8 protein-coding genes and 1 pseudogene are annotated in these 8,696 nt (G+C 69.5%); 1 reads left to right on the top strand and 8 read right to left on the bottom strand.

Annotated features, from left to right (window positions below; genetic code table 11):
- From GA0115259_RS11830 to GA0115259_RS11805, 6 genes and pseudogenes are all read right to left on the bottom strand, one after another.
- Positions 1-379, bottom strand: a pseudogene (locus GA0115259_RS11830) (WYL domain-containing protein); the annotation flags it as partial.
- Positions 380-396: 17 nt separating this feature from the next.
- Positions 397-1,353, bottom strand: coding sequence for a helix-turn-helix transcriptional regulator (locus tag GA0115259_RS11825; protein ID WP_093594863.1), 957 nt, complete (start codon positions 1,351-1,353; stop codon positions 397-399).
- Positions 1,354-1,500: 147 nt separating this feature from the next.
- On the bottom strand, positions 1,501-1,875 hold the full coding sequence (locus GA0115259_RS11820; RefSeq protein WP_066952649.1) for an FKBP-type peptidyl-prolyl cis-trans isomerase: 375 nt from the start codon (positions 1,873-1,875) through the stop codon (positions 1,501-1,503).
- A gap of 43 nt (positions 1,876-1,918) precedes the next feature.
- Positions 1,919-2,854 (bottom strand): FKBP-type peptidyl-prolyl cis-trans isomerase, encoded by a 936-nt coding sequence (locus tag GA0115259_RS11815; RefSeq protein WP_093594860.1) that lies wholly within the window; start codon positions 2,852-2,854, stop codon positions 1,919-1,921.
- 124 nt (positions 2,855-2,978) lie between these two features.
- Positions 2,979-4,340, bottom strand: coding sequence for a Pup--protein ligase (pafA, locus tag GA0115259_RS11810; protein WP_093594857.1), 1,362 nt, complete (start codon positions 4,338-4,340; stop codon positions 2,979-2,981).
- Between the two features lie 9 nt (positions 4,341-4,349).
- Positions 4,350-5,609 carry an MFS transporter gene (locus GA0115259_RS11805; protein ID WP_093594854.1) on the bottom strand — a complete coding sequence of 420 codons (1,260 nt, stop codon included), beginning with the start codon at positions 5,607-5,609 and terminating at the stop codon, positions 4,350-4,352.
- Between the two features lie 145 nt (positions 5,610-5,754).
- Between GA0115259_RS11805 and GA0115259_RS11800 the strand changes: the two genes are divergently transcribed.
- Positions 5,755-6,774 (top strand): LacI family DNA-binding transcriptional regulator, encoded by a 1,020-nt coding sequence (locus GA0115259_RS11800; protein ID WP_093594851.1) that lies wholly within the window; start codon positions 5,755-5,757, stop codon positions 6,772-6,774.
- Between the two features lie 148 nt (positions 6,775-6,922).
- Here the strand turns inward: GA0115259_RS11800 and prcA are convergent, their stop codons facing one another.
- Positions 6,923-7,750 (bottom strand): proteasome subunit alpha, encoded by an 828-nt coding sequence (prcA, locus tag GA0115259_RS11795; protein ID WP_093594848.1) that lies wholly within the window; start codon positions 7,748-7,750, stop codon positions 6,923-6,925.
- A 52-nt stretch (positions 7,751-7,802) separates the two neighbouring features.
- Complete coding sequence (gene prcB / locus GA0115259_RS11790; RefSeq protein WP_093594845.1) at positions 7,803-8,648, bottom strand: proteasome subunit beta; 846 nt, start codon at positions 8,646-8,648, stop codon at positions 7,803-7,805.
- Positions 8,649-8,696: the final 48 nt, after the last annotated feature.

Genomic DNA, 8,696 nt, shown 5'->3' with positions numbered 1-8,696 from the left:
CCCCCCCGGCCGCGGCCTCCAGCTTGGCGGTGGCGCGCAGCAGCGCCTGCCGGTCGCCCTCCCGCAGCCCGGGCAGAGTCGTGACGGCGCGGGCCGCGACGAGCAGCGCCGTCGCCTCGTCGGCGGCGAGCCGCAGCGGTTCGGCGACATCGTCCGGGTTGTGCCACCAGATCCGGTCGCCGTCGGTGTCGATGTCGAGCAGATCGCCGCCGCGGAAGCTGGTCCCGCACATGGGAAGGACATCGAGATCGGAGATCAGCTCGTCCTCGCTGATCCCGAACGCGCGGGCCACATCGCTGACATGGGCGCCGGGGCGCTCCCGCAGATAGGTCACCAGCGAGAGCATCCGCCGGGTCTGGTCGATGGCGTTGGCTGCCATGGTTGTCCGAGTCCCTCTCAGCCCTTGGCCACGGCGCGCAGCCGCTCGACCACATCGGCCCGCAGATCGGCGGGTTCCAGTACGACCACGTCGGGGCCGAACTCCACCAGCCAGGCGTCCAGGCCGTGTCCGTACGGGACCTCCAGCTCGTCCCAGCCGTCGCCCAGTTCCCGGGACGACAGCGCCCGGGAGCGCAGCGGATAGCCGCAGCCGGAGCGCAGTCTGATCAGCGCGGAGCGGGTCGCGGTCTCTCCCGCCCAGCTCTCCACGGTCTCCCGTACGGTCACCACATCGGGCACCGGCGCGGTGAACACACCGCTGCGGGAGCGGACCTTGCCGGTGATCCGGGAGAGCCGGAAGACGCGCTCGGCGCCTCGGTCGCGGTCCCAGCCGGCCAGATACCAGTGGCCGCGCCAGCACTCCAGCGTCCAGGGCTCGACCTGACGCTGCTCGGGGCGGGCCGCGTTGGCCTTGCGGTAGTCGAAGATGACGGGCCGACGGTCGCGGCAGGCGAGCATGAGCGGTTCGAAGGCGGCCTCATGGACCGGGATCCGCGGTTCGAGCGCGCTGTGGTGCGCCTCGTACGCGTCCTCAGCCTCCGGCATTCCGGCGGCGCGCAGCTTCTGGAGGGCGCCGCTCGCCGCGCCCGCGAGCCGGGCCTGCTGCCAGACCTTGGCCGCGAGTCCGAGGGCCGCGGCCTCCTCGGCGTCAAGGGTGATCGCGGGCAGCCGGTTGCTGTCGCGCCGGGCGAGATAGCCGGTTTCACCGTCGAGATTCTCCACCGTCTCGATGACCAGGCCGAGTTCGCGCAGATCTTCCTTGTCCCGCTCGAACATCCGGTTGAAGGAATCGTCGGTGCCCGCCTCCAGATAGGCCTCGATGGAGCCCCGCAGCTCGCGCTTGCTGAGCGGACGCCGGGTCCCGAGCAGACACAGCGCCAGATTCATCAGTCGCTCGGCCTTGGCAATGGCCATCGACGCCTTGCACCCCTTTTGATCGTTGCGGCCTCCGCTCGTTGACCGTACCGCCCCGGGGTGTCGGGACAAAAGCCGAGGGCCCATGCGGACGGCACGGGCCCTCGGGTCTTCGTCCTGACGGGATCAGACCGGGTTCAGACCGGATCAGACAGAGACCAGATCGCAGACGAAGATCAGCGTCTCGCCCGGGGCGATGGTGCCACCACCGGCGCCACGGTCGCCGTAGGCGAGGTGCGCGGGGATGGTGAGCTGACGACGGCCGCCGACCTTCATGCCCTGGACGCCCTGGTCCCAGCCCTTGATGACCTGGCCGGCGCCGAGCTGGAACTGGAGCGGCGTGCCGCGGTTCCAGGACGCGTCGAACTCCTCGCCGGTGGAGAAGGCCACACCCACATAGTGGACGGAGACGGTGTCGCCCGCCTTGGCCACCGGGCCGTCGCCCTCCGTGATGTCCTTGATCTCCAGATCGGCCGGCGGCTCGCCACCCGGGAAGTCGATCTCGGGCTTCTCGATGCTCACTGAACTGCTCCTCTAAATGATGAACGGGGCAACCGGGACAGTCTTACACCTTCGCCAGGATGTCCACCGCGAACACCAGTGTGGAGTTCTTCGGGATGCCCTGCTGCTCCTGGTCGCCGAAGGCCTGGTCCGGCGGGATCACGATCAGGACCCTGCTGCCCACCTTCTTGCCGACGATCCCCGACTTGAGGCCCTTCAGCGTCAGTTGGGGCAGCGGGAAGGTCGTGGTGCGGCCCGTCTGGTACGTACTGTCGAACCCCTTGCGGTTCTTCCACAGATACGCCGTGTAGTTCAGCACGACCGTGTCCGAGTCCTTGACGACCGGGCCGTCGCTCTCCAGGACATAGGTGGAGACCAGTTCCTTGGGCGGATCGGTCTTCGGGATCGTGACCGTCGGCTCCTTGCCGTCGTCGTTCGTCCCGACCTTCGGCAGATCGATGTTGTCCTGTGCCACCGCGGTGCCCTTGGCGGAGACCGGGACCTGGGTCGCCTTCAGAATGTCCACGACGAAGACCAGTGTGGCGTTGGGCTTGATGCCGTCCTGGCCCTGCGCTCCGTAACCGAGCTCCGGCGGAATGCCGAGCTGGACGCGGCTGCCGACCTTCTGGCCCTCCAGGCCCTGGTCCCAGCCCTTGATGACCATGCCGGCGCCCAGCGTCAGATCGAAGGGCTGCTTGCGGTCGAAGCTGTTGTCGAACGGCTTGTCGGAGTCCCAGCTCTGACCCAGGTAATTGACCTGGATCGCGTCACCCTTTTTGACCGTGGGACCGTCACCCTTGCTGATGACGTCGACCTTGAGCTCCTTGGGCGGAGTTCCCTCGCCCTTGGCGAGGGTCGGCTTCTCACCGAACTTGGTACCCGCGGTGATCGCGGGAAGTCCGTTCTTGGACGGGGCGGAATCGGAGCCTCCGTCATCGCCGCACGCCGCTGTCGACAACAGCAGCAAGGGGACGACGATCAGGCCGGCAAGTCGGCGCACGTATTCCTCAGATCTCAGACGGCACGGTAGTTGCACGACACTCTAGGGGGTGTCCCGGACATGGCACGGGCCCTGCACGCGTACGTACAGGGCCCGGCGTATTGCGTCGAAGCGTCGCCCAGCACTACATACCGGCGATCAGCTTCTCCACGCGGTCGTCCACGGAACGGAACGGGTCCTTGCAGAGCACCGTGCGCTGTGCCTGGTCGTTGAGCTTGAGATGCACCCAGTCGACGGTGAAGTCCCGGCGCTGCTCCTGCGCCCGGCGGATGAAGTCGCCGCGCAGCCGCGCCCTGGTGGTCTGCGGAGGCACGGACTTGCCCTCGAAGATCTTCAGGTCGTTGCAGATCCGGGCGGCCTGGCCCCGCTTCTCCAGCAGGTAGTAGAGGCCGCGGCGGCGGTGGATGTCGTGGTAGGCGAGATCTATCTGGGCGACCCGCGGGTGCGACATCGTCATATTGTGCTTGGCCCGGTACCGCTCGATGAGCTGGTACTTCATCACCCAGTCGATCTCGGTGGAGATACGGTCGAGGTCCTCCTCCTCGATCGCGTCCAGCGTGCGGCCCCAGAGTTCGAGCACCTGCTCGACCGTGCCGGTGCGGATACCCCGGCGCTCCACGAAGTCCACGGCCTTCTCGTAGTACTCCCGCTGAACCTCCAGCGCGGAGGCCTCCCGGCCGCTGGCCAGCCGCACCTTGCGCTGGCCGGTGAGGTCATGACTGACCTCGCGGATCGCCCGGATCGGGTTCTCCAGGGTGAGATCGCGCATCACCGTGCCCGCCTCGATCATGCGCAGCACGAGATCGGTGGCGCCGACCTTGAGCAGCATGGTCGTCTCGGACATGTTCGAGTCGCCGACGATGACATGGAGCCTGCGGTAGCGCTCCGCGTCCGCGTGCGGTTCGTCGCGGGTGTTGATGATCGGACGGGAGCGGGTGGTGGCGGAGCTGACGCCCTCCCAGATGTGCTCGGCGCGCTGGCTGACGCAGTAGACCGCGCCACGAGGCGTCTGGAGCACCTTGCCCGCGCCGCAGAGGAGCTGCCTGGTGACGAGGAAGGGGATGAGGATGTCCGCGAGCCGGGAGAACTCTCCATGGCGGGCGACGAGATAGTTCTCGTGGCAGCCGTAGGAGTTTCCCGCCGAGTCGGTGTTGTTCTTGAAGAGATAGACGTCGCCCGCGATTCCCTCCTCGTGCAGGCGGCGTTCGGCGTCGACGAGCAGGCCTTCGAGAATGCGCTCGCCCGCCTTGTCGTGGGTGACCAGTTCGGTCACGTTGTCGCATTCGGGAGTTGCGTATTCCGGATGCGAACCCACGTCGAGGTAGAGACGGGCGCCGTTCCGCAGGAAGACATTGCTGCTGCGGCCCCATGAGACAACACGGCGGAAGAGGTAGCGCGCCACTTCGTCAGGTGACAGTCGGCGCTGTCCCCTGAACGTGCACGTGACGCCGTACTCGTTCTCCAGCCCGAAAATGCGGCGGTCCATGTCTGAACATTACGCCTGATGACCAGAGCTGAAACCGGGTTCGGCCGCTCCGCCTTGATCTGTTTCCGTCCGGATGGTGGCATCGGCACCTCGGCCGGGAGCCGCGAGGACCCGCTGTGTGGCCAGCAGTACCAGCAGCGCGGCGACACCCGCGGCCCCGGCGACCGCGAAGCTCGCGGAGGTGCCGCCCAGCTCCACGGCGGGCCCGGCAGCGGCCGTACCGAGCGCGGAACCGACACCGATCGTGGTGACGAGCCAGGAGAACGCCTCGGTGACAGTGCCGCGCGGCGCGTGCCGGTCGACGACGATGAAGGCACAGGCGATCGCGGGCGCGAGGAAGATCCCGGCGACGGCGGCCAGCCCGGTCATCGCGAGCACACCGGGTGTGAGTGTCAGCGGCAGATAGCAGAGGGCCAGCAGGGCGACGATGGTACGCAGCCGCCGCTCCGGAGCGCCGGTCCACTCCCTGGCCCCGTACACCGAGCCGCCCACCAGCGCGCCGAGGCCGAGCGCGGCCATCAGCCAGCCGTAGACGGACTCCCGGCCCTGGTCGTCGGCGTAGGCGATGCCCGCGACGGTGATCGAGCCCAGGGCTATCCCGACGAAGAGGAACGCGCCCAGCAGGGCCAGCAGGCCCGGTGAGCGCAGGGCGCCGAGCCAGTGCGCCTCGCGCGGCGCGGAGCGCCAGGCGCGGGACGGCGCGGAGAGGACGACGGAGAGCGCGCCGAGCACGCCGATCGCGTTGATGACCAGCAGCGCGGTGGCCGGCGACCAGAGCGCGACCAGCAGAGTGACGAGCAGCGGGCCGACGGTGAACATGATCTCCTGCGCCACAGCATCCATGGCGTACGCCCGGTGCACCCGCTCCTCACCGCCGAGGACATGGGGCCACAGCGCCCGCAGCCCGCCCTCCAGCGGCGGTGTGAACAGTCCCGCGACCGCGACGGCACCGTAGGCGAGCAGTGGGGAGCCGGTCCCGGCGACGACGAGCAGCACGGCGCCGAGGGCGGAGACGACGGCGGCGGGAAGCTGCACCCGGGGCTGGCCGTACAGATCCACGGCCCGGCCGAGCAGCGGCTGTCCGACGGCGTTGGCGACGCCGTACACCGCGGCGAGCGCGCCGGCGAGGCTGTAGCTGCCTCCGCCGTCCCGGACGAGCAGCACGACGGCGATCGGGCCCGTGGCGTTCGGCAGCCGGCCCACGAGTGTGCCGGCGAGCAGCCGCGCTGCGTGCGGCGCCTTGAGGATGTCCACGTAGCCGGTGGCCATGTGCCGTCCCTTCCCTCGCCCGGCCCGGCCGGGGTTTTACGTATAACGTCGCCGTCATACGTACCATGTGGCCAGTCCGCGGGTCCACTGCCCGGCGCCGAGGCGGACAGGAACCGCCGGACGAGCGCGACGGAGCACGGTAGCCATGACAGAGCAGCCCGCCAGGCCCACCAGCAGGGATGTGGCGCGGACCGCGGGTGTGTCCCAGGCCACGGTCTCGCTGGTCCTCGGGGACAAATGGCGGGGCAGGGTCTCGGAGCGGACCGCCGGGCTCGTACGGGACGCGGCGCACGCGCTCGGCTACCGGCCCAATCTCGCGGCCCGCAATCTCCGTCTCGGGACGACCAGGACCGCGCTCCTGGTCGTACCCGCGCTCACCAACGAGTTCTTCGCCCGGGTCTACACCGGCGCGGCCGAGGTCGCCGCCGAGCACGGCTTCGGAGTGGTCCTCTACCCATCACCCGCCGGCGTGGGGCCCGCACGGGATCCCTTCGCCTCGGCGCGGGCCGCGCTGGACGGAGTGATCGCCTCCTCGATGGCGACGGAGGCGCTGGACGCGATCCGGGGCGCGGATCTGCCGCTGGTGATGCTCGACAGCGATCCGGCGGGCCCCGGTGCCGCCGCCCGGGTGAATCTCGACATCGCCGGCGGCATCCGTCAGGTGACCGGACATCTGCTCGGTCTCGGCCACCGGCGCCTGCTCCATCTCGCCTCCTCGGTCGCCTCATGGACCTTCGACGTACGCGCCGAGGCCCTGGCCGGCGCGGTACGGGGAGTGCCGGACGCGGTCGTACGGACGGTGTCGGCGCCGCTGGAGGTCGGCGCCGCGCGGGAGGCCGTCGAGCACGCCCTCGCCGCTCCGGGTCCTCGGCCCACGGCGCTGATCTGCGACGGCGACATCCTGGCCGCAGGGGCCTACAAGGCGCTTCGGCGCCTCGGTCTGCGGGTGCCGGAGGACATCTCGGTCACCGGCTTCGACGATCTGGCGCTCGCGACGGCGATCGAGCCGGAACTGACCACGGTGAGCCTCCCGGCCGAGCAGGTCGGCGAGCGGGGCATGACGGCCCTGCTGGCGGTCCTGGACGGCCGGCGCCCGGAACCGGGCGATCTGCCGGTCTCCCTGGTCGTCCGGGCCTCCACCGCGCCACCGCCCTCCGACGCCTGACCTGCCTGTGCCCCGGGCCGCGTGGGCGGGCCGGGGCACAGGCAGGGCTGATCCGTGCCCCGGGCCGCGTGGGCGGGCCGGGGCACAGGCAGGGCTGATCCGTTCGGGGTCCGGTCCAGGTCGAGGCCGATCCGGGGATCCGGGTCGGCTACTCGGTGCTGTCCGGCTTCGCGGTGTCCTTCTTGCCGTTGTCCTCGGACGTGTCCGCCGACGGAGAGGCGGCGGAGTCCGGCTCTTCCGTGTCCGAGGGCGCGTCCGTCGGCGTGGAGGCCGCGCCGTCCGCGTCCAGCAGCCGGGAGAGCTGACGTCCGACGATCCGCTTGAACTTGCGCTGCTGCGGTCGCGTACGGTCCAGGACCGCCACTTCCAGCCGCTCCGCCGGAATCTCCCGCTCACCGCCGTTGGTGTCCCTGGACAGCGCCTGGACGGCCAGCTTCAGCGCCTCCGCGAGCGACATGCCCTCGCGGTGCCGCTGGTCCAGATACGTACTGATCTGCTCCGAGCTGCCGCCCACCGCGACCGAGCCGTGCTCGTCCACGATCGATCCGTCGTGCGGCAGCCGGTAGATCTGGTCGCCGTCCGGTGTCGCGCCCACCTCGGCGACGACCAGCTCGACCTCATAGGGCTTCTCACCGGCGCTGGAGAAGATCGTGCCGAGCGTCTGCGCGTAGACATTGGCGAGACCACGGGCGGTGACATCGTCGCGGTCATAGGTGTATCCGCGCAGATCGGCGTAGCGGACACCGCCGATCCGGAGATTCTCGTACTCGTTGTACTTGCCGGCCGCCGCGAAACCGATCCGGTCGTAGATCTCGCTGAACTTGTGCAGCGCGCGGGACGGGTTCTCGCCGACGAAGACGATGCCGTCGGCGTACTGAAGCACAACCAGGCTGCGACCACGGGCGATGCCCTTGCGCGCGTACTCCGCCCGGTCGGCCATGGCCTGCTGGGGTGAGACATAGAACGGCGTCGACACCGGCTATCCGTCCCTTTCTGTCAGTGGCATGTTTATTCAGAAGAGGGCGGCATCAGAGCAGCGCGGCGCGCGGGCCGTCGGGCTGCTCCAGCCGGCGCTCGAGGATCGAACGGGCGATCTCCGAGGACTCCTCGTCCGTCAGCTTCCGGAAGCCCTCGTCCGTGATGATCGTGACGATCGGATAGATCCGTCGCGCCACATCGGGGCCGCCCGTCGCCGAGTCGTCGTCCGCCGCGTCGTACAGCGCCTGGACGACCAGGGTGATGGCCTGCTGTTCCGTCAGGTCCTCGCGGTAGAGCTTCTTCATCGCTCCACGGGCGAAGATCGAGCCGGAGCCGGTGGACGCGAAGCCCGACTCCTCGGACCGGCCGCCCGTCACGTCGTACGAGAAGATGCGGCCCTTGCCGCGGTCCACGTCCCAGCCGGCGAAGAGCGGGACCACGGCCAGGCCCTGCATGGCCATGGCGAGATTGCTTCGGATCATCGTGGAGAGCCGGTTGGCCTTGCCCTCCAGGGAGAGCTGGGCGCCTTCGACCTTCTCGAAGTGCTCCAGTTCGAGCTGGAAGAGCTTGACCATCTCCACCGCGAGACCGGCGGTGCCGGCGATACCCACGGCCGAGTACTCGTCGGCCGGGAAGACCTTCTCGATGTCGCGCTGCGCGATCATGTTCCCCATGGTCGCCCGCCGGTCACCGGCGAGCACCACGCCACCGGGAAAGGTAGTCGCGACGATCGTCGTACCGTGCGGCGCCTCGATGGCGCCCTGCAACGGCGGCAGCGAACGCTTGCCGGGCAGCATGTCCGGCGAGTGGTGGGACAGGAAGTCCATGAACGAGGACGAGCCGGGCGTCAGGAAGGCTGCCGGCAGACGCCCGGTGCTACGAGGGTTGGCTTCCACACGTTTCCTTCCGGATGGGCGGCGGCCCGCCGCTCGGGCCGGGCCGAT

It is taken from the genome of Streptomyces sp. MnatMP-M17 (genome assembly GCF_900091995.1).
Classification (GTDB): Bacteria; Actinomycetota; Actinomycetes; order Streptomycetales; family Streptomycetaceae; genus Streptomyces.
This window is presented reverse-complemented; position numbering and strand designations above follow the sequence as displayed.